18 protein-coding genes and 2 tRNA genes are annotated in these 24,499 nt (G+C 66.9%); 6 read left to right on the plus strand and 14 right to left on the minus strand.

Annotation, left to right across the window (positions count from 1 at the left end):
• Positions 1–265: 265 nt before the first annotated feature.
• The 4 genes from BMZ17_RS12900 to BMZ17_RS12915 all read right to left on the minus strand — a co-directional run bounded on the left by BMZ17_RS12900 (position 266) and on the right by BMZ17_RS12915 (position 3,704).
• Entirely contained in the window at positions 266–1,189 is a 924-nt protein-coding gene (locus BMZ17_RS12900; protein WP_093138965.1) for a LysR family transcriptional regulator, read from the minus strand.
• Between the two features lie 81 nt (positions 1,190–1,270).
• A complete protein-coding gene (locus BMZ17_RS12905) occupies positions 1,271–3,088 on the minus strand; it encodes an SLC13 family permease (protein WP_175485577.1) in 1,818 nt (605 codons plus the stop codon).
• A gap of 211 nt (positions 3,089–3,299) precedes the next feature.
• Positions 3,300–3,386, minus strand: a tRNA-Leu gene (locus BMZ17_RS12910).
• A 231-nt stretch (positions 3,387–3,617) separates the two neighbouring features.
• Positions 3,618–3,704: transfer RNA gene (locus BMZ17_RS12915), tRNA-Leu, on the minus strand.
• A gap of 225 nt (positions 3,705–3,929) precedes the next feature.
• On the opposite strand from BMZ17_RS12915, the gene rnr reads away from it, so the two are divergent.
• The 3 genes from rnr to BMZ17_RS12930 all read left to right on the plus strand — a co-directional run bounded on the left by rnr (position 3,930) and on the right by BMZ17_RS12930 (position 10,257).
• A complete protein-coding gene (rnr, locus tag BMZ17_RS12920) occupies positions 3,930–6,365 on the plus strand; it encodes a ribonuclease R (protein WP_093138967.1) in 2,436 nt (811 codons plus the stop codon).
• 79 nt (positions 6,366–6,444) lie between these two features.
• Positions 6,445–7,194: a 23S rRNA (guanosine(2251)-2'-O)-methyltransferase RlmB gene (gene rlmB, locus BMZ17_RS12925; RefSeq protein WP_093138968.1), complete on the plus strand. Its 750-nt coding sequence runs from the start codon at positions 6,445–6,447 to the stop codon at positions 7,192–7,194.
• 111 nt (positions 7,195–7,305) lie between these two features.
• A complete protein-coding gene (locus BMZ17_RS12930; protein WP_093139727.1) occupies positions 7,306–10,257 on the plus strand; it encodes a ligand-binding sensor domain-containing diguanylate cyclase in 2,952 nt (983 codons plus the stop codon).
• A gap of 66 nt (positions 10,258–10,323) precedes the next feature.
• Here BMZ17_RS12930 and BMZ17_RS12935 read toward each other — a convergent pair whose 3' ends face one another.
• Entirely contained in the window at positions 10,324–10,866 is a 543-nt protein-coding gene (locus BMZ17_RS12935) for a helix-turn-helix domain-containing protein (protein WP_217645796.1), read from the minus strand.
• A gap of 106 nt (positions 10,867–10,972) precedes the next feature.
• Between BMZ17_RS12935 and rhtA the strand changes: the two genes are divergently transcribed.
• Positions 10,973–11,851, plus strand: coding sequence for a threonine/homoserine exporter RhtA (gene rhtA, locus BMZ17_RS12940; protein ID WP_093138970.1), 879 nt, complete (start codon positions 10,973–10,975; stop codon positions 11,849–11,851).
• A 4-nt stretch (positions 11,852–11,855) separates the two neighbouring features.
• Here the strand turns inward: rhtA and rnt are convergent, their stop codons facing one another.
• The 8 genes from rnt to BMZ17_RS12980 all read right to left on the minus strand — a co-directional run bounded on the left by rnt (position 11,856) and on the right by BMZ17_RS12980 (position 19,654).
• The gene (gene rnt, locus BMZ17_RS12945) at positions 11,856–12,512 is read right to left on the minus strand and encodes a ribonuclease T (RefSeq protein WP_093138971.1); all 657 of its coding nucleotides are present in this window, start codon (positions 12,510–12,512) and stop codon (positions 11,856–11,858) included.
• A gap of 112 nt (positions 12,513–12,624) precedes the next feature.
• Positions 12,625–12,942: an RcnB family protein gene (locus BMZ17_RS12950; RefSeq protein WP_093138972.1), complete on the minus strand. Its 318-nt coding sequence runs from the start codon at positions 12,940–12,942 to the stop codon at positions 12,625–12,627.
• Between the two features lie 156 nt (positions 12,943–13,098).
• Positions 13,099–13,815, minus strand: a complete 717-nt coding sequence (gene phoU, locus BMZ17_RS12955) for a phosphate signaling complex protein PhoU (RefSeq protein ID WP_093138973.1) — start codon at positions 13,813–13,815, stop codon at positions 13,099–13,101.
• Between the two features lie 193 nt (positions 13,816–14,008).
• Entirely contained in the window at positions 14,009–14,839 is an 831-nt protein-coding gene (gene pstB, locus BMZ17_RS12960; RefSeq protein ID WP_093139730.1) for a phosphate ABC transporter ATP-binding protein PstB, read from the minus strand.
• Positions 14,840–14,858: 19 nt separating this feature from the next.
• The gene (gene pstA / locus BMZ17_RS12965; protein ID WP_093138974.1) at positions 14,859–15,710 is read right to left on the minus strand and encodes a phosphate ABC transporter permease PstA; all 852 of its coding nucleotides are present in this window, start codon (positions 15,708–15,710) and stop codon (positions 14,859–14,861) included.
• Entirely contained in the window at positions 15,710–16,675 is a 966-nt protein-coding gene (gene pstC, locus BMZ17_RS12970) for a phosphate ABC transporter permease subunit PstC (RefSeq protein WP_093138975.1), read from the minus strand. The genes pstA and pstC overlap by 1 nt, the downstream gene beginning before the upstream one ends.
• Positions 16,676–17,029: 354 nt before the next feature.
• Positions 17,030–18,130: a phosphate ABC transporter substrate-binding protein PstS gene (gene pstS / locus BMZ17_RS12975; RefSeq protein ID WP_093138976.1), complete on the minus strand. Its 1,101-nt coding sequence runs from the start codon at positions 18,128–18,130 to the stop codon at positions 17,030–17,032.
• 276 nt (positions 18,131–18,406) lie between these two features.
• Complete coding sequence (locus BMZ17_RS12980) at positions 18,407–19,654, minus strand: dipeptidase (protein WP_093138977.1); 1,248 nt, start codon at positions 19,652–19,654, stop codon at positions 18,407–18,409.
• A gap of 275 nt (positions 19,655–19,929) precedes the next feature.
• Between BMZ17_RS12980 and BMZ17_RS12985 the strand changes: the two genes are divergently transcribed.
• Positions 19,930–21,720, plus strand: coding sequence for a M14 family metallopeptidase (locus BMZ17_RS12985; protein WP_093138978.1), 1,791 nt, complete (start codon positions 19,930–19,932; stop codon positions 21,718–21,720).
• Positions 21,721–21,852: 132 nt separating this feature from the next.
• On the opposite strand, the gene pstS (BMZ17_RS12990) is transcribed toward BMZ17_RS12985, so the two are convergent.
• A complete protein-coding gene (gene pstS / locus BMZ17_RS12990; RefSeq protein ID WP_093138979.1) occupies positions 21,853–22,869 on the minus strand; it encodes a phosphate ABC transporter substrate-binding protein PstS in 1,017 nt (338 codons plus the stop codon).
• 271 nt (positions 22,870–23,140) lie between these two features.
• Here pstS (BMZ17_RS12990) and BMZ17_RS12995 point away from each other — a divergent pair, with 271 nt between their 5' ends.
• Entirely contained in the window at positions 23,141–24,397 is a 1,257-nt protein-coding gene (locus BMZ17_RS12995; RefSeq protein ID WP_093138980.1) for a porin, read from the plus strand.
• Positions 24,398–24,499 lie beyond the last annotated feature (102 nt).

Consider the following 24,499-nt stretch of genomic DNA (forward strand, 5'->3'; position numbering starts at 1 on the left):
GGTGTGCACGCTGCGGTCTAGGCAATCGGACGCTTGGCATCAATCAACTGGGGCGTGGTGTCCGCTTGCGCGGAACGCCTGGCTTGTTCCTGGCTTCGTGAGGGGCTGTTGCGTGCGTCCTGGGACGGCCTCTGCAGCAGCGATGCGAATTGTGGCACGCCAAAAAACAGCTGAATCGGGGCTTGGCGACGGGTTTGGAAAGACACAATCGCCACTGCGGCGGTAATGCGTCGATTCCTGACGCGAACCCGCCAATTGCCGGTTTTCAGCCAGATTCCGGACCCAATGACAGCGGACCTTCGGCCAGCTGCGCCTTGATGAAAGCGATGCAGCTGCGGATGCGTGGCGTGTGCGCGGCGGTGCTGCTGCACACCGCCCAGATGTTGGCGTCCTGGGTGTAGTCGGGCAGCACCTGCCGCAGTTGCCCGCGCTTGAGCTCGGCCCAGATGTCCCAGTCGGACATCAGCATCACACCCAAGCCCGCCAGCGACCAATCCACCACCACGTCGGTGGCGTTGCAGCCCATGCCGTGTTCGAGCCTTACGACTTCATCGCCGTGCGGGCCGCTCAGGCGCCACTGGCCGAAGACCTGCTCGCGGTCGCGATAACGCAGGCAATCGTGCTGCGCCAGTTCCTGCAGGGTGTGCGGCGTGCCGCGCCGCTGCAGGTAGTCGGGCGACGCGCACAGGATGCGGCGGCCGCGCCACAGGTGCTGGGCGACCAGGTGGTTCTCGGTCGGCGGGCCGATGCGAATGTCGATGGTGTAGCGCTCGTCCAGCTCGCGCGCGGGCTGGTCGGTGGTTTCCAGCCACACTTCCACGCCCGGGTGTAGCCGGCGGTAGGCCTGCATGATCGGGCCGATCCGCCGCCGCGCCAGGCGCGGGCTGGTGACGATGCTGATCCGTCCCGCCGGCGCGGTCTGCGAATCCAGCACTGCGCCATCCATCGCGCGGCTGGCCACCACGATCTGCTGTGCCCATTCCAGGATCGCTTCGCCGGCCGCGCTCAGGCGCACCTGGCGCGTGGTGCGGTCGAAAAGTTTGGCGTTGAGCTGGCGCTCCAGCGCGGCGATGCGCTTGCTGATGTAGGCCGAGGAAAACCCCAGCTCGGTCGAGGCACCGATGAAACTGGAGTGGCGCGCGACCGAACAGAACAGCCGCAGGTCGCCGACGTGGTAATCTTGGTTCATGCAGGGCGCGGGCCGCGTGGCGCGCGTGGGTCAAACGTGGGGCGCCTAGTGTGGCACCGGCGTTTGCCGCGATCGCATCAATTACCAGGGCAGCAGCGGGCCGCCCAGCCACAGCCAGCGCGCCATCCAGGCCGTGGCCAGCGCGATCAGCACGGTCAGCGGCACGCCCACGCGCAGGAAGTCGCCGAAGGTGTACTGGCCCGGGTTGAGGATCAGCAGGTTGCCGTGGTGGCCGATCGGCGTGAGGAACGAGGCCACCGCGCCCATCGCGATGCACATCACGAACGGCGTCGGCGGCTCGCCCAGCGCCGTGGCCATGGCCAGCGCAATCGGCGTCAGCAGCACCGTGGTCGCCGCATCGGACAGGATCTGGGTCAGCAGCGCGGCGCTGGCGAACATCACCAGCAGCAATGTCAGCGCGCTCCAGTGCTGGGCGTGCTCGCTGAGCAGGCTGGCGAACCACGCGGCAGTGCCGGTCTTTTCCATCGCGATGCCGAGCGGGATCACGCCGGCGATCATCACGAAGATGCGCACGTCGATTTCCTCGTAGGCGCGCTCCACGCCGACGCAGCGGGTGATCACCATCGCCACCGCGCCGGCGAGGAAGGCGATCTGAGGACTCAGCCACCCGGTGGCCGCGGCCACGACCGCGCCCACCATGATCGCCAGGGCCAGCGGCGCGCGCTTGCGGGTGCGCTTCTGCGCCTCGAACGGCATCAGCATCAGGAAGCCGTGATGCTGGGCCAGCTTGCCGAAGGTCTGTTGCCGGCCCCACAGCACCAACAAATCGCCTTCTTCCAGTTTCAGCTCGGACAGCTCGCCATGCAGCCAGCCTTCCTTGCGCCACAGGCCCACCACCACCACGCCCAAGGTATGCAGGAAATCGATGCTGGACACGCTGCGACCCAGGAACTCGGAGTTGGGCGCGACCACGGCCTGCACCAGTTGTTCTTCACCGAGGAGGTCCGTCTTGCGGTCTTCATCCTCTTTGGGCTGCTCGCCGTACTTGACCACAGCGTGCAGCGACAGGCCGGGCTCGTCTTTGATCGAGGCGATCTCGTCGGGCGAGGCGCGCACCAGCAGCACGTCGCCCTGGCGCAGCGGGCTGTCCACATGCTGGTTGCGGCGACGCATGCCGTGGCGCAGCCAGTCCACCACCTGCAGGCGTTCCTCGAAATTCTTGCGGAACTCGCCGTGGGTCTTGCCGATCCACGGTGAATCCTCGTCCACCACCAGTTCGGTGTAGTAGCGCTCCAGGCGCATGTAGCTGTCGCTGGACGCCTCGCCGCTGCGCTTGGGCACCAGCCAGCGGCCCAGCAGCATGTAGGCCGTGCCGATCAGCACCAGCACCGCGCCGATCGGCGTGATCGCGAAGAAGCCCAGACCTTCCTGGCCCGAGCGCTTGAGCAGGTCGTTGGCCAGCAGGAAGGCCGGTGCGCTGATCAGGGTCAGCGTGGTGCCCAGCGAGGCGGCCAGCGACATCGGCATCAGCAGGCGCGAGGCCGCCAGCTTCTGGTCGCGCGCCAACCGCATCAGGATCGGCAGCATCATCGCGGTGATCATCAGGTGGTGCGAGAACGCGGCCAGCGCCGCAGTCGCCGGCATCACTACCGCGATCGTGCGCCACTCGCTGCCGCCGGCGGCCTTGCCGATCGCATGGCCGATCCGGTCGGTGATGCCGGTGGCGGCCAGACCGGAGGACAGCACGAACACCGCCGCGACGATGATCGCCGGCTCGCTGGAAAACCCGGACAGCGCTTCGCGCGGATTGAGGATGCCGGTCAGCGCCAGGGCCAGCATCGCCAGCATCGCCACCAGGTCCACGCGCAGCTTCTCGCTGACGAACAGCACCAGGGTGACGGCCAGAATGGCCAGGAACAGGAGTTGTTGGGGTTCCAAGGCGGTCACCTGCGAAGTACTGCGGCGGACCTTATCGCACAGGGCCGCGCGAACGCCGTGTCTTGGCCGGCGACGCGGGAGAAGCGAAGGCGGGCGCGTTCGCCGCGTCTTGCTGCGTGTCGAGGCCTGCGCGATCGGTCTAATCCCGATGGTCCGAAAAATCGCAGGCAACAAAAAACCCCGCTTGCGGCGGGGTTTTTCATCTGAGTCATGGTGCCCGGGAGAGGACTCGAACCTCCACGGAGTTGCCCCCGCTAGCACCTGAAGCTAGTGCGTCTACCAATTCCGCCACCCGGGCGACTCAGGGGGCGCATTCTGCGGATGTGACGGCAGGGTGTCAAATGTTTTTTCAAACTTTTTGCATTGGCGTCGCCGTGGCGGGCGACGCAGTGCGCGTGCGTCGCTGCTGCGGAGTGCAGTGACGTGCGGGCGGTGAAGTCGGGTGCGTTTCCTGCATCGACACTGGCCAGCTGCGCGGGCCAAATCGCAGGCAAAAAAAGACCCGCTTTCGCGGGTCTTTTCTTCGTCTTGGTGCCCAGGAGAGGACTCGAACCTCCACGGAGTTGCCCCCGCTAGCACCTGAAGCTAGTGCGTCTACCAATTCCGCCACCTGGGCAAGCGGCGCGTATGGTGCAGTGCGGTCTGGGGAATGTCAACGCGAACGTTGCGCGAAGGTGGAAACGCCGGTGGGGTGTACCATTTGCGCATGACAAAAAACTCTGGAACAGGCGGGCGCAAACCCCCATCGGACAAGGCCCCGGCCTCGAAAAAGGCAGCGCAGGGCACGGGGGGCAAGAAAGGCGCCGGCAAGTCCAAGCTCCCACCGTGGATGCCCGAGTCGATGACCGCACCCGCGGCGTCCTCCGGCAAGGGCGGCAAGCCGGGCAGCGGCGGCCCACGCAAAGGGCCGCGCAGTGGCCATGACAACAACCCGCAGGGCGGCCCGCGGCCGTTCGAGCGTCGCGGCCGCAGTGCGCCGCGCGTGGTGGTGCCCGCGCAAGGGGTGGGCCAGGCCGGCTTCACCGATCCGCATGCCGCGCGCGAGGCCGAGCGCTATGCGCAGCCCATCGCCAGCCGCGAAGTGATCCTGGGCACGCTGTCGGCCAGCGATGGCCCGCTGACCGCCGAGGAAGTGGCCGGCAAGCTGGACCTCACCGCGCCCGACCGTTTCGAAGCGTTGGGCAAGCGCCTCAACGCGATGGTCCGCGACGGCCAGCTGCTGCTCAACCGCCGCGGCGGCTACGCGCCGACCGAGCAGATGGACCTGGTCGCCGGCGTGGTGATCGCCAATCCGGAAGGCTTCGGCTTCCTGCGGGCCGAGGCCGGTGGTGACGACCTGTTCCTGCCGCCGTTCGAGATGCGCAAGGTCATGCATGGCGATCGCGTGCTGGCCAGCGTGACCGGCATGGACCGTCGCGGTCGTCGCGAAGGTGCGATCGTCGAAGTGCTGGAGCGTCGCGTGAACCGCCTGATCGGCCGGTTCGCGATGGAGTCCGGCGTCAGCTTCGTGGTACCCGACGACAAGCGCATGCAGCGCAACATCATGATCCCGCCGGACGCGCGCGCCGATGCGCGCGATGGCCAGCTGGTGGTGCTGGAACTGACCCATGCGCCCGATGGCCGTCGCGATCCGATCGGCAAGATCATCGCCGTGCTCGGCGACAAGCTGACCCCGTCGCTGGTGGTCGAGACCGCCATCCACGGCCACGAGCTGCCTTACGAATTCCCGCCCGAAGTCCTAGCCGAAGCCACCGCCGTGCCGTTGACGGTGGAGCCGTCGATGATCGCCGGCCGCGTCGACCTGCGCGATCTGCCGCTGGTCACCATCGACGGCGCCGACTCCAAGGATTTCGACGACGCGGTCTACTGCGAATCCAACCGCAAGGGCCTGCGCATCAGCAACCGTTCGGGCTATCGCCTGGTGGTGGCCATCGCCGATGTCTCCAACTACGTGCGTCCCGGCACGCCGCTGGACGAGGAGGCACAGAAGCGCGCGACCTCGGTGTACTTCCCCGGCTTCGTCGTGCCGATGCTGCCGGAGACCATCTCCAACGGCATCTGCTCGCTGAATCCCAAGGTCGACCGCATGTGTTTCGTCTGCGACATGCAGGTGGACAAGAACGGCGAGATCGGCGCGGCCAAGTTCTACGAGGCGGTGATGCGCTCGCACGCGCGCCTGACCTACGACCAGGTATGGAAGGCCGTGGGCGAGGACGACGCGCAGGCCCAGGCCGAGATCGGCCCGGACGTGCTGCCGCACGTCAAGCGCCTGCACGAGCTGTACGGCCTGCTGTCCAAGGCGCGCGAGAAGCGCGGCGCGATCGAGTTCGAGACCAGCGAAGTGCGATTCGTCCTGGACAACCGTGGCGAAGTCACCCAGGCCGGCATGCAGGTGCGCAACGACGCGCACAAGCTGATCGAGGAATGCATGATCGCAGCCAATGTGCAGGCCGCGCGCTTCCTGCTGGAGAAGGGCATCCCCGCGCCGTATCGCGTGCATGAGCGGCCGCCGGAGTCCAAGTACGCCGATCTGCTGGAATTCCTCAAGGAGTTCAAGCTGTCGATGCCGGCCTGGAGCAAGGTCGAGCCGCGCGATTTCACCGCGCTGCTGAAGAAGATCCGCCAGCGTCCCGATGTGGCCCTGCTGGAATCGGTGCTGCTGCGCAGCCAGAGCCTGGCCGTCTACACGCCGGACAACGCTGGCCACTTCGGCCTGGCGCTGGATGCGTACGCGCACTTCACCTCGCCGATCCGTCGCTATCCCGACCTGCTGGTGCATCGCGCGATCAAGTACGCGCTCACCGGCGGCAAGGCCGAGAAGTTCCAGTATTCGCCGCGCGAGATGGCCGCGCTGTCGCTGCAGTGTTCCGAGCGTGCGCGCCGGGCCGACGAGGCCGAGCGCGAGGTCGACGAGCGCTACCGTGCCGCGTGGATGGAACAGCACGTCGGCGGCATCTTCGATGGCGTGATCAGCGGCGTGACCAGTTTCGGCCTGTTCGTCGAACTGAATCAGTCCAAGGTCAACGGCCTGGTCCACGTGACCCAGCTGCCGCACGACTATTACCACTTCGATCCGATCCGCAAGACGCTCTCGGGCGAACGCCGCGACACCGAATTCCGCCTGGGCGATGCGGTCAACGTGCAGGTGATGAAGGCCAGCATGGAAGAGCGCAAGATCGATTTCCGCCTGGTCGAAAAGCGCGTCGAAGGCGAGCCCGAAGCCGGCGAAGACGTGCCGCGCGCCTTCCCGGCCAAGCGCAAGAAGCAGAAGTACTGAGCAACATCCGATGCAGGCGACGGCGGCCGCCATGGTTGTCGTCGCCCGTTCCGCAAGCCACTGACAAGTCAAAGATGCAATGAGCAGCAAGCAGAATTCATGGATCGTCGGCGTCAACGCCGTCGCCTCGTCCATCGACAACGACGCCGACAACGTGCGCGAAGTCCTGATCGACGGCAGCAGCAAGAACGCGCGCCTGGTCGAGATCGAGGAAAACGCGCGCCGCAAGGGCATCGAGGTGCGCAAGGTCAACACCCAGGCGCTGGATGGCGTCGGTGGCCAGGTGCGTCACCAGGGCGTGGCCGCGCGCTACGCCGCCGCCAAGACCTGGGATGAATCCGAGTTGCCCGCCCTGATCGAAGCGGCCGAAGGGCGCGCGCTGGTGCTGGTGCTCGATGGCGTGCAGGACCCGCACAACCTCGGCGCCTGCCTGCGCAGTGCCGCCGCCGCGGGTGTGACCGCGGTGGTGATTCCCAAGGACAAGTCGGTCGGTCTGAACGCCACCGTGCGCAAGACCTCGGCCGGTGCGGCCGATCGCCTGCCGGTGGTGGCGGTGACCAACCTGGCGCGCGCGCTGCGCGAGATCCAGAAGCTCGGCGTGTGGATCTACGGCCTGGCCGGCGAGGCCGAGACCTCGCTGTATTCGCTCGACCTCAAGGGCAACATCGCCCTGGTGCTGGGCGGCGAAGGCGACGGCATGCGCCGCCTGACCCGCGAACACTGCGACGGGCTGGTCAAGATCCCGATGCCCGGCGATATCGAGAGCCTCAACGTCTCGGTCGCCACCGGCGTGACCCTGTTCGAGGCGGTCCGCCAGCGCGGCCTGTAGTCCGCGCCCAGGGGAACACCACAGATGCGGGTCGGGGGACGCACGCATGACAGACACCACGCGCCGCAGCCGATGACGCTGCGGTGGTTGCACGCGTGCCTGTGCGTGTGGATGGCGGGCGTCCTGATGCTCGGCGCGTGGCTGGCGCCACTGCCTGCGCGTGCGGCGGTGCTGGCGCCTTCGCCGCCGCTGCGCGATTACGCCATCGACCTGTGGACCTCGCGCGACGGCCTGCCGCATAACTCGATCCGCGACATCGCCCAGACCGCCGACGGTTATCTGTGGTTCGCCACGTGGGAAGGGCTGGTCCGCTACAACGGCCTGGACTTCACCACTTTCGACCGCAGCACGCGGCCGGCGCTGGCCGACAACGGCATCGGCGGGTTGTATGTCGATCCGAAAGGCGCGCTGTGGCTGAGCGATTCGCGCGGCAACGTCAGCCGCTATACGCCTGACGGCAAGCTCAAGATCTGGCCGCGTCCGGCCGCCGTGCCCGAGGTGCTGATCCCAGCGATGGCGATGGACCATCGCGGCAACCTGTGGATGCTGTTCGAAGGCCGCGGCCTGGCCCAGCTGACGCCCGACGGGCGCACGCTGTACGAGGCGCCGAAGGACGATTCGCCGCTACGCACCGCGTACACACGCATGGTGATCGACGCGCGCGACCGCATCTGGGTGGGCAGCAATGAAGGCCTGGTGATCCGCGACCCCGATGGCACCGTGCATGCGGCCTCGAAGGACTACGGGCTGCCGGCGGGCTTTGCCTGGCCGTACATGGCGCCGGACGGCACGCTGTGGGTGGTGGCGCAGGATTGCCTGTATCGGTTGGAAGGCGAGGCGCTGGTCATGGTCCACCAGTTGCCCGACGCAGGCCGCCTGACTGCGTTATTGGAAGATCGTCACGGCGATCTGTGGATCGGCACCGAGAGCATCGGCGTGCTGCGCGCCGGCAAGTACGGGATCGAACATCTGTCCTCCGGTTTGCCGCTGCCACGCGGCCGCATCACCAGCCTGAAAGAAGACGCCGAGGGCAGCGTCTGGGTCGGCGCCAATGGCGGCCTGTTCCGCCTGCGCGAAACGCTGTTCACCAACACCACCGCGCGCGATGGGTTGGGCTCGGACTACGTGCGTGCGGTGCTGCAGGACGTGGGCGGCGACCTGTGGGTTGGCAATTCGACCGGGCTGGACCGGATCGGGCCGGAGCGCAGGATCAGCCATGTCGATTTGCCGACCAGCACCGGCAAGCCGCCGTCCGTCCTGAGCCTGGCGCAGCAGCGCGACGGCACGCTGTGGATCGGCACCGCCAACGACGGCCTGTATCGCCGCGCACCCGATGGCGCCGTGCAGCGTTACGGCGCGGAGCAGGGTCTGGCCGCGGGCACCGTGCGTGGTGTCAGCGTCGGCCTCGACGGCGTGGTGTGGTTAGCGACCCAGCGCGGCGTGGCGCGCGTGGACGGCGATCGGGTGGTGAGCCCGCCCGGCGTGCCGCAGACGCTGACCACGGCGGTCTACAGCGAAGCCGGCGCGGTCTGGGTCGGGACGCTCGAAGGCGCGCTGGTCCTGCGCGGCGACCAGGTTCAATCATTGCCGCTGGAAGCGCTCGGCGGTGGGCGCACGGTGTTCGGCTTCATCCGGCTGGGCGATGCGATGTGGATGAGCACCGACCGCGGCCTGTATCGCGTGCGCGGCGGTAAGCTGGCGCGCGTGGGGCTGGAGCAGGGCGTGCCGGTGGACGCGGTGTTCCAGTTGATCCCCGATCGCGATGGCCACCTGTGGCTGACCAGCAATCGCGGCGTGCTGCGTACCGACCTGGCCAGTCTCGATCGCGTGGCAGATGGCCTGCAGCCGCGCGTGGTGATGACCGGCTACAACGAGATGGACGGGATGGCCAGTTCGCAGGCCAATGGCAGTTCCGGCCCGACCGCGGTGGTGCGCGAGGACGGCACGCTGTGGGTGGCCACGGCCGGCGGCGTGGCCACGGTCGATCCGCGGCGATTGCAGTGGTTCCGCGAGCGCCCGTCGCCGCCGGTGGTGATCGACGATGTCGAACAGGATGGCCTGCCGCTGCCGTGGCGCGATACGCCGGCGCTGAAGCTGGAGGGCGGCCATCGCCTGAGCGTGAGCTACGTCGGCCTGAGCTACCTGCTGCCCGAGCGCACCGAGTACCGCACGCGCCTGGAAGGCCTGGACAACGAATGGGTCAGGCGCGGTCGCCAGCGCAGCGTGGAGTTCATCCGCCTGCCGCCGGGCGACTACACGCTGCATGTCTCGGCGGCGCATCCCGATGGCCCGTGGAGCCAGCGCGAAGCGGTGCTGCATTTCAGCATCGCGCCGTTCCTGTGGCAGCGCCACAGCGTGCAGGCTGCGGCAGGCGCGCTGCTGTTGCTGCTGCTGTTCGGCCTGTATCGCTATCGCGTGCATCGCTACCAGACGCGCACCAAGCGCCTGACCCGTCTGGTGGACGAGCGCACCCGCGATCTGCAGGTGCAGGCGCAGCAGCTGCGCGACGCTGACCGCGACAAGACCGGCCTGCTGCATCAGCTGCTGCTGCAGTCCGAGGCTTTCGAACGCCAGGCGCGCGAGGACGTGCTCACCGGCCTGCCCAACCGGCGCGCGCTGGACGAGCGCCTGGAGCAGGAGATCGCGCGCGCGCGCCGGGGCGGCCAGCCGCTGTGCATGGCGATGCTGGACGTGGATCACTTCAAGAAGGTCAACGACCAGTACTCGCACGGCGTGGGCGATGTGGTGCTCAAGCAGGTCGGTGCGCTGCTGGTGCGCCATGCGCGCGATGCCGACATGGCGGCGCGCAGCGGCGGCGAGGAGTTCTGCCTGGTGTTCACCGATACCGCATTGGAGCAGGCCGCGCAGGCGTGCGCGCGCTTGCGGGAGCTGTTCCACGGACAGGCGGGGTGGGGCGGCATCGATGGCCTGCAGATCACCTTCAGCGCCGGCCTGGTGCAGCTGGAGGACGGCGATGTCTCGCCGGCCTCGCTCTACCAGCGTGCCGATCGCCTGCTGTATCGCGCTAAGCGCAATGGCCGCGACCGCATCGAGCACGACTGAGCCAGGCTGGCGCCGGCGCGCCAGATCCAGCGCATCACGCTTGCCGATGTCAGGCTGTGGCCGCGTTCAATGCACCACGTTGCGGACGAAGCGCAGTGGTGCCTCGCCCTCGTTGCAGTAGGCGTAGTCGCCGGCGTGGCTGGGGAAGACCAGATGGTCGCCGGCCTCGACGTGCTGGGTGACGCCGTGCTGCTCCAGGGTCAGCCGGCCTTCGACCACGTAGATCAGTTCGCACCAGCCCTCAGGGTCGGCGCCGGAGCGATAGCGCTCGCCGGGCATCAGCGTCCATTGCCACAGTTCCACCTGGTGTGCGGCCGGCACGCTGGACAGCAGCACGCCGCGCGATTGCGGGTCCGCGCCGCGCCAGGCCAGCGCATCCACGCGGGACTGGTCGCCGCCGGCATCGGCCTTGAGCAGGTCGGCGAACTGCACGCCCAGCGCTTCGGCCAGCCGGTCCAGCGTGTTGAGGCTGACATTGGCGTCGCCCGACTCGATCGCCACCAGCATCCGCCGGCTGACCTGCGCGCCCTCGGCCAGCGCCTGCTGGCTCAGGCCGGCCTGCTGGCGCAGCCGGCGCAGGTTGCCGGCGACGTGCTCGAGCACGCTCACGGAAGCGGATTCGCTGGGTTGCGCACTATATTGCACCTCGCTAGACTGGCGGTTCTGCGCAATATAGTGCGCAGGCTCCTGTGCTTCCAGTCTTCCGGGTCTGCCCATGTCGTCCTCGCGTTCCTCTTCCGTGCTGTTCCCGGTGGCCCTGCTGTTGGTGTCGATGGTGTCCATCCAGGCCGGCGCCAGCCTGGCCAAGAGCCTGTTCCCGGCGATCGGGGCAACGGGCGCGACCGCCTTGCGGCTGGGGATCGGCACGCTGTTGCTGTGGGCCGTGTTCCGCCCGTGGAAGCTGGACTGGCGTGCGCTGCCCTGGCCGATGCTGCTGGGCTACGGGCTGTCGTTGGGCGTGATGAACACCTTGTTCTACATCGCCCTGCAGACCGTGCCGCTGGGCATCGCGATCGCGCTGGAGTTCACCGGTCCGCTGGCCGTGGCGGTGCTGGGCTCGCGCCGCGCGCGCGATCTGCTCTGGGCGGCGCTGGCGATCGGCGGCCTGTTGCTGCTGGTGCCGTGGCCGGGCGCGCAAACGTCGCTGGATCCGCTGGGCATGGCCTGCGCGCTGGGGGCCGGCGTGTGCTGGGCGCTGTACATCCTGTTCGGCCAGAAAGCCGGCGCCGAGCACGGCGCGCAGACCGTGGCACTGGGATCGACGATCGCCTGCGTAGTGGCCGTGCCCTGGGGCGTGGCCCATGCCGGCAGCGCGCTGCTGGCGCCCGAACTGCTGCCGGCCGCGCTGGGCGTGGCGGTGCTGTCGATGGCCTTGCCGTATTCGCTGGAGATGATGGCGCTGACCCGGCTGCCGACTCGCACCTTCGGCATGCTGATGAGCCTGGAGCCGGCGCTGGGCGCGCTGTGCGGGATGGTGCTGCTGCACGAGCAACTGCGTCCGCTGCAGTGGCTGGCGATCGCGGCGGTGGTGGCGGCCTCGGCCGGCGCGACGCTGGGCAACCAGGCGCCGGTGGCCGCGCCGGTGCCGGATTAAGGCGTCAGCTGCCGGTGCCGCGCGGGCGCGGCCACTGGTTGGCGATGTTGCAGAACAGCCGCGCGGTCTGCTCGGCGTCATACACGGCCGAGTGCGCTTCTTCCGAATTCCACTCCATGCCGGCGGCCTGCACAGCGCGCGCCAGCACGGTCTGGCCATAGGCCATGCCGCCCATCGTCACCGTGTCGAACACACTGAAAGGATGGAAGGGATTGCGCTTGTGCTCGGTGCGCGCGACCGCGGCGTTGAGGAAATTCAGGTCGAAGTGCGCGTTGTGGCCGACCAGGATCGCGCGCTGGCAGCCATGCTTCTTCACCGCCGCACGAATCGGCGCGAACACATGGTCCAGCGCGTCCTTCTCCGGCTTGGCCAGGCGGAATGGATGGTCCAGCACGATGCCGGTGACCTCCAGTGACTTGGGATCGATCTCCAGCCCCGGCGCCGGTTCCAGGTGCGCGCACGAGGTGTCGCCGAGGATGAAGCGGCCCTGGTCGTCGAGGTCGATCGGCACCGCGGCGATTTCCAGCAGGGCGTGGCGGTTCCAGTCGAAGCCGCCTGTTTCCACGTCCACCACCACGGGCAGGAAACCGCGGAAGCGGCGGGCCATGGGCGAAACGGACGGGGAGGCGGCGGGCGAGGGTGTCGCGGAGGTGTCTTGCATGGGCGAAAGCCTAGCAGACAGGCTCAAACCGCTGGCTTCCATCGCCGGCCTGCGCACGAAAAAGGCGCGCCCCGAAGGACGCGCCCGTTGTTTCCGATCTCGCCTGCGACGGTTAGCGGCCGGCGGCGATCACGCTGGTGATGATGCCGGTGGCGACGGCGACCATCACGTAGTTGTTGTCGACCCGGCGCCACTCATGACCGCGCGGCGGCGGGGCCAGATGGTGGCTGCGATAGTCGCGGACGTACTCGCCGCGATGACCGTCACCCAGGCGTTCGCCACGGGCGTAATGATGCGGGCCATCGTCATGGTGGCCCGGCGGCGGGCCGCGGCGATCGTCATGGCGATCATCGTGATGCTGCGGAGCGGCCATCGCGGTGCCGCTTGCCGCCAGGGTCAGGGCCAGGACAAAAGTGGACATGCGTTTCATGGCGTTTCTCCTTGTTGCGGTGAGTGCCCGGAGATCCCGGGCTCGCAAGCAGGTTGCGCCGATAAACATGAACGGCCTGGTAATTTTTATTACCGCCCGTGGCCCCGAGTCAGCAATGCGAAATGTGGCTTCACATCCCGCATTTCCGCACGCGTGTCAGAGCGCGCCGGTGAACGAGGTTTCGTCGCGCTTGTCGCGCGGCGGCAGCGGCTTGTCGCCCCGCACCAGGAACCACACGTTCTCGGCGATGTTGGTGGCGTGGTCGCCGATGCGCTCCAGGTTCTTGGCCATGAAAAGCAGGTGCGTGCATGGGGTGATGTTGCGCGCGTCTTCCATCATGTAGGTCAGCAGCTCGCGGAACAGCGCGGTGTACAGCGCGTCCAGCTCGGCATCGCGCTCGCGCACCTGCACGGCCAGCTCGGCATCGTTCTCGCGGTAGGCGGTCATGGCATCGCGCACCAGCTGCGCGGCCAGCTGGCCCAGCGCACGCAGGCCGGTGGCATGCGGCACCGGCGGCAGCGCGTTGAGCGCCATCGAGCGCTTGGCCACGTTGGCGGCGTAGTCGCCGATGCGTTCGATGTCGGTGGGGATGCGCAGGGCGGCCAGGATCTCGCGCAGGTCGCGCGCCATCGGGCCGCGCAGCGCCAGTTGCATGACGTCGTGGCTGACCTGCGATTCCAGCGCGTCGATGGCTTCGTCGTTGGCGATGATGCGCTGGGCGGCACGATCGTCGCGGCGGTCGACCACGTCCATCGCCGCTTCCAGCTGCGCCACGGCGATCTCGCCCATGTGCAGGATCTCGCCGGCCAGACGGCGCTGCTCTTCGTCGTAGCTCTTGACGATGTGTTCGTGCGGGAGGTTGTTGGAAGGCATGAGAGGTCCTGGAAAGCGTGGAGTGCTTTGAGTGGTGTGCCGCCATCCGTGGCGGGGCGATGCGGCTTGCGTTGTGGGGTGCTGCTGCCATCCATGGCGCGACATCGGGGCTTCGTTCAACGCCGGCCTGGCCGTCCATGGCCAGGCGTTCAGAACGCGTCAGGCGCCGGCTGGCGCCCGACGAGCGCGTTCTTCACCCGAATCGACCGGTGATGTAGTCCTCGGTCTGCTGCTTGGACGGACGCGAGAAGATGGTCGAGGTGACGTCGTGTTCGATCAGATCGCCCAGGTACATGAAGGCGGTGTAGTCCGAGACGCGCGCGGCCTGCTGCATGTTGTGGGTGACGATGGCGATGGTGTAGTCGCGCTTGAGTTCCTCGACCAGCTGCTCGATGCGGCTGGTGGAAATCGGGTCCAGCGCCGAGGTCGGCTCGTCCAGCAACAGCACGTCGGGCTTGAGCGCCACGGCGCGCGCGATGCACAAACGCTGCTGCTGGCCACCGGACAGGCCCAGCGCGCTTTGCCCCAGCTTGTCCTTCACTTCGTCCCACAACGCGCCCTGGCGCAGGGCATGCTCGACGCGGTCGCGCATGTCGGCCTTGTTCAAGGTCTCATGGTGGCGGATGCCGTAGGCCACGTTCTCGAAGATCGTCATCGGGAACGGCACCGGCTTCTGGAACACCATGCCGACCTTGCTGCGCAGGCGGTTCATCGGGTACTTGGGCGAGAGGATGTTCTCGCCGTCCAGCAGCACTTCGCCGCTGGCCTTGAGCTTGGGGTACAGCGCGTAAATGCGGTTGAAGATGCGCAGCAGCGTGGACTTGCCGCAGCCCGACGGGCCGATCAGCGCGGTGACGCGCTTTTCCGGGATCTGCAGGTTGATGTTCTTCAGCGCGTGGAAGCTGCCGTAGTGGAAATCCAGGCCGCGGGCTTCCAGCTTCACGTCGGCCGGCGGCAGCACGCCGCGGTCGGTGGTGACGGGCGTCAGGCGTGGTGTCGGGGCGGAGTGCTGGACATCGTTCATGGTGGGATCCATCGATAGGTCAGTCATTGGAGATCCTGTTGCGCAGCAGGAAGAAACGCGCGCCCAGGCTGACCAGCAGCACGAACACGGTCAGCACCAGCGCACCGGCCCAGGCCAGGGTCTGCCAGGATTCATAGGGGCTACCGGCGAACTGGTTCATCACCACCGGCACCGAAGCCATCGGGCGGAAGACATTCGTGCTCCAGAACTGGTTGCCGAAGGCGGTGAACAGCAGCGGCGCGGTCTCGCCGGAGATGCGGGCCAGGGCCAGCAGGATGCCGGTGATGATGCCGGCCGAAGCACTGCGGTAGAGCACCTGCATGGTGACCTTCCACTGCGGCACGCCCAGCGACAGCGCGGCCTCGCGCATCTGCGGCGGCACCAGGCGCAGCATTTCATCGGTGGTGCGGACCACGACCGGCAGCACGATGAAGGCCAGCGAGATCGCGCCGGCCAGCGCCGAGAAGCCGATCACCGAGACCACCATCGCGTAGACGAACAGGCCCAGCACGATCGACGGCGCCGACAGCAGGATGTCGTTGACGAAGCGCACCACGGTGCCGGCCTTGCGGGCGTTGCCATACTCCGAGAGCCAGGTGCCGGCCAGCACGCCCAGCGGCGCGCCGATCACGATCGCCAGCACGCACATCACCGCGCTGCCGAAGAAGGCGTTGAGCAGACCACCGTCCTGCATCGGCGGCGGGGTGTTCATGGTGAACAGGTTGAGGTTGATGCCGGCGATGCCCTTGGCGATCAGGGTCCACAGGATCCAAGCCAGGAAGATCAGGCCGAAGATCGCCGTGGCGCACGACAGCAACAGGGCGACGACATTGACGACGCGGCGGCGCAGGTAGAGGGCGGGAGCGGACATCAGTTGCCCTCCTTGCGCGAGAGCTGCAGCAGCATGTAGCGGGCGATGGCCAGCACGACGAAGGTCACCGCGAACAGCACGAAGCCCAGCAGCAGCAGCGCGGAGCGGTAGGTCTCGGTGGCCTCGCCGAAGTCGTTGGCGATCAGCGCGGCGATGGTGGTGCCCGGCATCAGCAGCGACACCGACAGCGACACGCTGTTGCCGACCACGAAGGCCACGGCCATCGTTTCGCCAAGCGCGCGGCCCAGGCCGAGGAAGATGCCGCCGATCACGGCCGAGCGGGTGTAGGGCAGGACGATGTCCCAGCTCACTTCCCACTTGGTCGAGCCCAGTGCGTAGGCCGATTCCTTCAGGCGCGTGGGCACGGTCAGGAAGACCTCGCGCATCACCGAGGAGATGAAGGGGATGACCATGATCGCCAGCACGAAGCCCGCGGTCAGGATGCCGATGCCCAGCGGCGGACCCTGGAACACCGGGCCGATCACCGGCAGTTCGCCCAGGGTGTCGTTGAGCCAGGGCGTCACGTACTCGGTCATCATCGGGACCAGCACGAACAGGCCCCACATGCCGTAGATGATCGAGGGAATGCCGGCCAGCAGTTCGATGGCCGTGCCGATCGGGCCACGCAGCCAGCGCGGCGCCACTTCGGTCAGGAAGAAGGCGATGCCGAAGCTCACCGGCACCGCGATCAGCATCGCGATCAGCGCGGTGACCAGGGTGCCGTAGATCGGCGCCAGCGCTCCGTACTTGTTCTCGACCGGGTTCCATTCGCTGGAGGTGATGAAGTTCAGGCCCTGGTCGAGCAGGACGTGGCGGCCACCCCACAGCATGGAGAGGGCGGCACTGGCCAGCGCGGCCAGCACGAAGATGACCGTGCCTACCAGGATCCAGCGGAAGATGCGGTCGGCACGCGCATCGCGCGTGTCACGGGTAGAGCTGGCGGCGGGAAGCGTCGCTGCGTTCATGGGGTGCGGTGCGCTCGCATGAGGACCAGGGAAGGGAAGCGGGAAGCGTGCAGCCGGGATGTTTCAGTGCGTCGTGCGGGGAAGGGTTTTGAGCGCCCTGCCTTCGCGTCGAATGCCATCTTTCAGGTCGTAATCCCCGCAGGCGGGGATCTATGGACTTGCTTTCAATCGTCATTCCCGCGAAAGCGGGAACCCAGGGACGTTGTTTTTGATGCTTCATCTGGAAAAGCCGAGGCAACAGCAACCGCAACATCCCTGGATGACCAGCCATTCGGCTGTGGAAAAGCACTTCCCGCTTTCGCGGGGATGACGCAACGGCAAAGGCGCCCGCGGAACCGCGGGCGCGCCGTTGCGTCACTTGAACTCGGAAGCCCAGTACGCCTCGATCTGGGTCACCAGCGGCGCCGGCAGCGGCACGTAGTGCAGTTCTTCGGCCTGCTTCTGGCCGTTCTCGAAGGCCCACTTGAAGAACGCCAACGTGTCGGCGCTGCGCTTGGCGTCGGACGGCTGCTTGTGCATCAGCATGAAGTTGGTGGCGGTGATCGGCCACGCCTTCTCGCCCGGCGCGTTGGTGATGACCAGATTGAAGTCCTTGGCACCGGCCCAGTCGGCGCTTTCGGCCGCGGCGGCGAAGGTCTCGGCGCTCGGCTCGACCCACTGGCCGGCTGCGTTCTGCATTGAGGTGTACGGCATCGAGCTCTGCAGCGCGTAGGCCAGCTCGACGTAGCCGATCGAGTTCTTGATCTGCTTCACATACGAGGCCACGCCTTCGTTGCCCTTGCCGCCCACGCCGCCCGGCCACTGCACCGAGGTGCCTTCGCCGACCTTGTCCTTCCACTCCGGGCTGACCTTGGACAGGTAGTTGGTGAAGTTGAAGCTGGTGCCCGAGCCGTCCGAGCGGTGGACCAGGCTGATCTTGGCATCGGGCAGCTTCACGCCCGGGTTGGCCGCGGCGATGGCCGCGTCGTTCCACATGGTGACCTTGCCCAGAAAGATGTTGGCCAGCAGCTCGCCGGTCAGGCGCAGCTTGCCGGCTTCGATGCCTTCCAGGTTGACCACCGGGACCACGCCGCCGATGGCGGACGGGAACTGGCCGAGGCCGGCCTGGGCCAGCTCATCGGACGAGAGCGGCTTGTCGGATGAACCGAAATCCACCGTGCCCGCCTTGATCTGGGCGATGCCGCCGCCCGAGCCGATCGACTGATAGTTGACCTGGTTGCCCGTGGTGCCGGCGTAGTCGGACGACCACTTGGACACCAGCGGATAGATGAAGGACGCGCCAGCGCCGGAGACCTGGGCCGCGTTGGGATTCTGCGCGGCCGGTGCAGCGGCAGCGGTGCCATCGGCGGGCGGGGTGGCCGTGTTGTTGGCCTGGTCGGCGGGCTTGCTGCACGCAGCGACGGCCAGGGCGACGGACAGGGACAGCAGGGCCACGCGGGCCGGCTTGAGGTTCATCGAACAGCTCCAGAATGTGCCGGCGCGAGCCAGCAGGTGACGCTATTGGATGATGCTTTTGTTACAGCGTCATGACGCTGTGACCGGCGGCGTGTCCCGAGGCCCGTTGCAGGCCCGGAAAACCACGCAGGCGCGGGCTTTTGGCCCGCGCCTGCGTGGAAGTGACTGGATGGACAGCCGGTCGCCGAAGCCGCGACCTGCGAGCCGCATCACATTTGTGGGCGCGGGTCATGACACTGGCGTGTCGCTGTCATGACGCTGCGGCTTGCGCGCCTGTCAGTCCAGGATCGCCTTGACCGCGTCCGGGTCGGCGGCCGCCTGCACTTGGCCGATCAGGCGGATCACGTTGCCGCCCCAGACGTTGGCGATCTGGGCTTCGGTATAGCCGGCATCGAGCAGGCCCTGGGTGATCTTGGGCAACAGCGACACATCCTCGAGCCCGGTGACGCCGCCGCCGCCATCCCAGTCAGCGCCCAGGCCGACATGGTCGGGGCCGGCGACTTCGATAATATGCAGGATGTGCTTCATGTAGTCGTCGAAGGTGGCGCGGCGCACGCCGAATTTGGCGTTGAGCGCCTCGCGCTGCTGGGCGAGCTGCTTGAACTCGGCTGGGGTCAGCTCGCGCGGGCTGCGGCCGCCGAACTGGGTCATCAGCCCGCGTGCGGCGGCCTGGTATTCGGGCGTGCGCTGGGTCGGGATGATGTAGGCGCTGAGCGAGTTGACCTGGATCACGCCGCCCTTGGCCGCCAGCTTGCGGATGCGTGCGTCGTCGATGTTGCGCGGGTGTTCGTTGACCGCGTCGGCGGCGGTATGCGACAGGATGATCGGCGCCTTGGACAGTTCCAGCATCTGGTCGAACACCGTATCGGAGGCATGCGACTGGTCCAGCACGATGCCCAGCTTGTTGGCCTCGGCGATCATCGCCTTGCCCTTGGGGCTCAGGCCATTCCATTCCGGTCCCTTGGGGTCGGTGGAGGAATCTGCGAAGTCGTTGTTGCTGGTGTGGACCAGGCTGAGCATGCGCAGGCCCAGCTTGTAATAGGCGCTCAGCAGGCTGGGATCGGATTCCAGCGGATAGGCGTTCTCCATGCTGATGTAGACGATCTTCTTGCCGGCCTTCTTGATGCGCGCCGCGTCGTCGGCGGTGGTGGCGATCTCGAACTTGTCGGCGTTGGCCGCGGCCATCTCGCGGATCTCGGCCAAACGCTTGAGGCCGAAGTCGCGGGCCTTGAGGTTACCTTCGGGCGTGCGCGGGCCCTGGCCGGTGTAGACCACCCAGAAGCCGCCATCCAGCAGGCCTTCCTGCATGCGCGGGTAATCGACCTGGGTGCCGTCTTCATCGGCGTGGTGGTGATCCAGGATGCTCCAGCCCGGACGGCTGAAATTGGCCGGCGTATCCAGGTGCGTGTCCAGGGTGATGATGCGCTGCTGCAGCGCCTTGGCCTTGCTGAGGTCTTCGGCCTGGGCGGAAGCAACGGTGGACAGCAACAGCGAAACGGCAAGCGCAAGCACGGCGTGCTTCATGGTCACTCCTGGATGGGGAAGGGCGGGGGCGAACGACGCCGGGTCCAGACCGCCTGCGCTGCAGGTGGCAGGCGACGCAGCGGGCTTGAAGCCGGTGGCCCTGCAACATAGCCAAAAAGCACGCGGCCGTGTCGGCAACGCGCGGCTTTACCTGCATCGCGCACGCGGCCTATGCTCGGGGCAGGGGAAACCAGTGACGTAGCGGCACGCCGACTTCGAGCGGCGGTTGGCGGCGTTCGACCACGATATTTCTGGAGAGATCAGCGGTGGCTCAATTGGGTGCGTTTGGACGTGTTGCATGGCCGTGTCTTCCGCTGCTGCTGGGCCTGATGTCGCCCGGCGCGATTGCCGCCAACGTCGCGCCCAAGGGCGATGCCGCGCTGGTCACCGAAGGCGAACGCAGCCGCTTTGTCAGCACTGGCCGCTATGCCGAGCTGCAGCCCTTGATCGAGCGCTTCGCGCAGGCCTATCCGCAGGCGGTGCGGCTGGAAACCTTCGGCACCTCGCCCGAGGGCCGGCCGATGCTGGCGATGGTGGTCAGCCGCACCGGCGTGCTCACTGCCGACGACACGCGCCGCAAGGATGTGCCGGTGCTGCTGGTGCAGGGCGGCATCCATTCCGGCGAGATCGAGGGCAAGGACGCCGGCTTCATCGCCCTGCGCCAGATGCTGGAAGGCAAGGTCGCACCGAAGGTGCTGGACAAGGTCGTGATCGTGTTCGTGCCGGTCTACAACGTCGACGGGCACGAACGCTTCCGCGCCTGGAACCGGCCCAACCAGATCGGCCCGGCCGAAATGGGCCAGCGCGCCACCGCGCAGAACCTCAACCTCAACCGCGACTACATCAAGGCCGATGCGCCCGAGACGCGGGCGATGCTGGACCTGGTCAACCGCTGGGACCCGATCGTCACCCTGGATATCCACACCACCGATGGCGCCAAGTTCCAGCACGACGCCTCGGTGCAGATGGAGCCGCTGCATGAAGGAGATCCGGGCCTGATGGCGCTGGGCCAGCAGATCAGCGATGGCCTGCTGGGCCAGCTGCGCAAGCAGGGCTCCAAGCCGCTGCCGTTCTATCCCTCGCTGCTGGAGCGCGACGATCCGGCCTCGGGCTTTGCCGACAACGTGTATTCGCCGCGGTTTTCCACCGGCTATTTCCAGCTGCGCAACCGCTACAGCATCCTGCTGGAAACCCACTCCTGGAAGACCTACGCCCAGCGCGTGGAGATCTCGCGCAACACCATCATCGACCTGGCCACGATGGCCGCGCGCGATGGCGCCGACTGGCTGCGCAAGGCGCAGGCGGCCGATGCGCTGGCCAGCAGCGGCGCGCCGCTGCACATGCCGCTGGACTTCAAGGCCGGCGACACGTTCCGCACCATCGACTTCCTCGGCTACGCCTACACCCAGACGCCATCTGACGTGTCGGGCGGCGTGTGGACGCAGTACGACGACACCAAGCCCACGGTCTGGAAAGTGCCGCTGTACGACAAGGTCGTGCCGACCGTCTCGGCCGATGCGCCCAGCGGCGGCTACCTGGTGCCGGCCGCCTATGCGGCCGAAGTGGTCGCGATACTCGACCTCCACGGCGTGCAGTACCAGCGGCTGGAAGCGGCGCGTGCCGAGGCGCCGGTGGAAGTGTTCCATGCGGACACCGCCAAGCTGGCCGCGACCAGTTTCGAAAGCCGCCAGCGCGCAACCGTGACCGGGCAGTGGGCATCGGAGTCGCGCACGGTGCCTGTCGGTTCGCTGTTCGTGCCGATCACGCAACCCAAGGCACGCCTGGTGGTGACCTTGTTCGAGCCGCTGGGCCCGGATTCGCTACTCGCCTGGGGCATGTTCAACAGCAGCTTCCAGCAGCAGGAATACATGGAAGCCTACGTGGCAGAAGTAGTGGCCCGCGAACAGCTACGCGACCCGGCCGTGGCCAAGGCGTTCCAGCAGCGCCTGGACAGCGATGCGGCGTTTGCCGCCAGCCCGCGACAGCGGTTGGCGTTCTTCGCCCAGCGCCACGCGTCGGCCGAGCCGGCGCTGAACCTGTATCCGATCTATCGCGTCGCCAAGTAAGGCATCGCAGGCGGCACATAGGTCACGATCGCGACAAAAGAAAAGGCCCGGGAGATCCCGGGCCTTTCTTGCTTCGGTGGCGATGTGGCCGGCAGGGAGAGAGACGCTGCCGGCAACCCGCTGCGAGGCGGCTTACTTGATGCTGCTGGCCCAGTAGGCTTCGATCTGCTGCACCAGCGACGGCGGCAGCGGGACGTAGTCCAGCGCTTCGGCCTGCGACTGGCCCTGCTCGAAGGACCACTTGAAGAAGTCCAGCGCGGCCTTGGTCTGGGTGGCGCTCTTGGGCTTCTTGTACATGATCGCCCAGGTGGTGGCGGTGATCGGCCACGCGTCGGCGCCCGGCGCGTTGGTCATGATCAGGTTGAAGTCCTTGGCCGACTTCCAGTCCGCGGTGGCGGCGGCGGCGGCGAAGGCCTCGCTGCTCGGCAGCAGGGTCTTGCCGGCGGCGTTGCGCATGGCGGCGTAGGAGAGCTTGTTCTGCAGCGCGTAGGCGTACTCGACGTAGCCGACGCCGCCCTTGATCTGGCGCACATAGGCCGACACGCCTTCGTTGCCCTTGCCGCCGATGCCGCTCGGCCAGGTCACGGCGGTGCCTTCACCGACCTTGGCCTTCCAGTCCGGGCTCACCTTGGACAGGTAGTTGGTGAAGTTGAAGCTGGTGCCCGAACCATCGGAGCGGTGCACCACGGTGATGCGCAGGTCGGGCAGGGCCAGGCCCGGGTTCAACGCGGCCAGGGCCGGGTCGTTCCACTTGGCGATCTTGCCCATGAAGATGTTGGCCAGCGTGGTGCCGTCCAGCTTCAGCGCGCCCGGGGCGACGCCCGGCACGTTGAACACCGGCACGATGCCGCCGATCACCACCGGGAACTGGCCCAGGCCCGACTTGGTCAGGTCAGCGGCGTCCAGTGGTTTGTCCGAAGCGCCGAAATCGACCGTGGCGGCCTTGATCTGCGCGATGCCGCCACCGGAACCGATGGACTGGTAGTTGACGTGGTTGCCGCTCTTCTCGGCATAGGCCGCCGACCACTTGGACAGCACGGGATACACGAAGCTGGAGCCAGCGCCGGTCACATCGGTCGCGTTGGCAGCGAACACGCAGGAGGCCAGAGCAAAGGCCAGTGCAAGGCGGGCCTTGGGAAGGGAAGTCACGGTTGAGTCCTCGGATGAATGGAGACGACGCCACGGCAGGTGGCAGCGGCGCCATTGCACGACCGTTCGATGACGGTTTCGAGGACGGGCGGTTTCAGAAATATGACAGGCCGCTGTGACGGACTCGACAGTGGGTACTGTCTTTTTCCTGACATTTACCTGACGCGGAGCTGTCATGCGCTTGACGGAATCTTCACGCCGTTCAGCGCCGGACCCTTCCTACGAGGGGGCCGGTGTCGCCACATCCAACCCAACCTCGTGGAGAGTCACCATGCGTTCCAATCTGCTCGCTACCGCGATCGTCGCGGGCCTCGGGCTGTCCAGCCTTGCCTTTGCGGGCGACGCTGCCGCTGCCACCAAGACCGCGGCCAAGGCCCCGGCCGTGACCGCCGAACAGATGGCCCAGCTGCAGGCGCAGATGGCCCAGCTGCAGGCCCAGCTTGACGCGCTGAAGGCCCAGACGGCCGACCAGCAGGCCCAGGCCGATGCCCAGTCCGACGTCAACGTCGCCCAGGCCCAGGCGATTGAAGATACGCAGAAGACCAAGGAAAGCGTGGACAAGCTGGCCAAGCTGGTCAACGACACCAAGATCGGCGGCCGCATGTTCTTCGATGCGAGCAGCATCAGCCAAAAGGACAACGGCGAAAAGACCGATTCCAGCGGCACCGGTTTCGACGTCAAGCGCTTCTACTTGACCGTCGACCACAAATTCAACGACATCTGGTCGGCCAACCTGACCACCGACTTCCAGTACCTGTCGGCCATCTCCAACACCGAAGTGTTCGTGAAGAAGGCCTACGTGCAGGGCAAGTTCGACGACGCCTTTACCTTGCGCATCGGTGCGGCGGACATGCCGTGGATTCCGTACGCCGAGAAGTTCTACGGCATGCGCTATGTTGAGAACACGCTGACCGACCGCCTGTCCTATGGCACCTCGTCTGACTGGGGTATGCATGCCTTGGGTGACCTGGGCGGCGGCATTGCCAATTACCAGGTGTCCGTGGTCAACGGTCGTGGCTACCGCAACTTCAGCCGCAGCAAGAGCGTGGACGTGGAAGCCCGCGTAGCTTTCACCCCAACCTCGGACACCGTCATCGCCGTCGGTGGCTACAGCGGCAAGCGCGGCCAGGAAACCGAGAATATCGATCCGCCGCAGACTGCCGAGCGTGTCAACCTGATGGCTGCCTACGCCAATCCGAAGGGCTTCCGCGTCGGTGCCGAGTGGTTCCAGGCCAAGAACTGGGCCGTCACCAATGTGGTTGACGACAAGGCCGATGGCTGGTCGGTGTGGGGCAGCGTGCCGCTGACCGCCACCGGCATCAATGCCTTCGCCCGTTACGACAAGGCCAACACCAGCAAGGACGTCGATCCGAGCCGCGAGAACAAGTACTTCAACCTGGGCGTCGAGTTCCCGGTCACCAAGGGCTTCAAGCTGGCGGCCGTGTACAAGGACACCAAGAACGAGAACGACACCACAATCGATCTACACACCCAGGAATTCGGTGTGTGGGGTGACGTCTCCTTCTGACCGCATCGTCATCGATGTGGTGTGCCCAACGGCGGCGGTGCGAAAGCACCGCCGCCGTTGGCTTTCCAGCGGTCACGTTTGCGATGCGTGATGTCGTTACGT

Source organism: Pseudoxanthomonas sp. GM95, assembly GCF_900109775.1.
Classification (GTDB): domain Bacteria; phylum Pseudomonadota; class Gammaproteobacteria; order Xanthomonadales; family Xanthomonadaceae; genus Pseudoxanthomonas_A.

Excerpts from the sequence above, each read along its gene's own strand:
- BMZ17_RS12900 (WP_093138965.1), bottom strand. The coding sequence starts at position 1,189 with ATGAACCAAGATTACCACGTCGGCGACCTGCGGCTGTTCTGTTCGGTC.
- rnr (WP_093138967.1), top strand. The coding sequence starts at position 3,930 with ATGACCGCACCCGCGGCGTCCTCCGGCAAGGGCGGCAAGCCGGGCAGC.
- rlmB (WP_093138968.1), top strand. The coding sequence starts at position 6,445 with ATGAGCAGCAAGCAGAATTCATGGATCGTCGGCGTCAACGCCGTCGCC.
- BMZ17_RS12930 (WP_093139727.1), top strand. The coding sequence starts at position 7,306 with ATGGCGGGCGTCCTGATGCTCGGCGCGTGGCTGGCGCCACTGCCTGCG.
- rhtA (WP_093138970.1), top strand. The coding sequence starts at position 10,973 with ATGTCGTCCTCGCGTTCCTCTTCCGTGCTGTTCCCGGTGGCCCTGCTG.
- rnt (WP_093138971.1), bottom strand. The coding sequence starts at position 12,512 with ATGCAAGACACCTCCGCGACACCCTCGCCCGCCGCCTCCCCGTCCGTT.
- BMZ17_RS12950 (WP_093138972.1), bottom strand. The coding sequence starts at position 12,942 with ATGAAACGCATGTCCACTTTTGTCCTGGCCCTGACCCTGGCGGCAAGC.
- phoU (WP_093138973.1), bottom strand. The coding sequence starts at position 13,815 with ATGCCTTCCAACAACCTCCCGCACGAACACATCGTCAAGAGCTACGAC.
- pstB (WP_093139730.1), bottom strand. The coding sequence starts at position 14,839 with ATGAACGATGTCCAGCACTCCGCCCCGACACCACGCCTGACGCCCGTC.
- pstA (WP_093138974.1), bottom strand. The coding sequence starts at position 15,710 with ATGTCCGCTCCCGCCCTCTACCTGCGCCGCCGCGTCGTCAATGTCGTC.
- pstC (WP_093138975.1), bottom strand. The coding sequence starts at position 16,675 with ATGAACGCAGCGACGCTTCCCGCCGCCAGCTCTACCCGTGACACGCGC.
- pstS (WP_093138976.1), bottom strand. The coding sequence starts at position 18,130 with ATGAACCTCAAGCCGGCCCGCGTGGCCCTGCTGTCCCTGTCCGTCGCC.
- BMZ17_RS12980 (WP_093138977.1), bottom strand. The coding sequence starts at position 19,654 with ATGAAGCACGCCGTGCTTGCGCTTGCCGTTTCGCTGTTGCTGTCCACC.
- BMZ17_RS12995 (WP_093138980.1), top strand. The coding sequence starts at position 23,141 with ATGCGTTCCAATCTGCTCGCTACCGCGATCGTCGCGGGCCTCGGGCTG.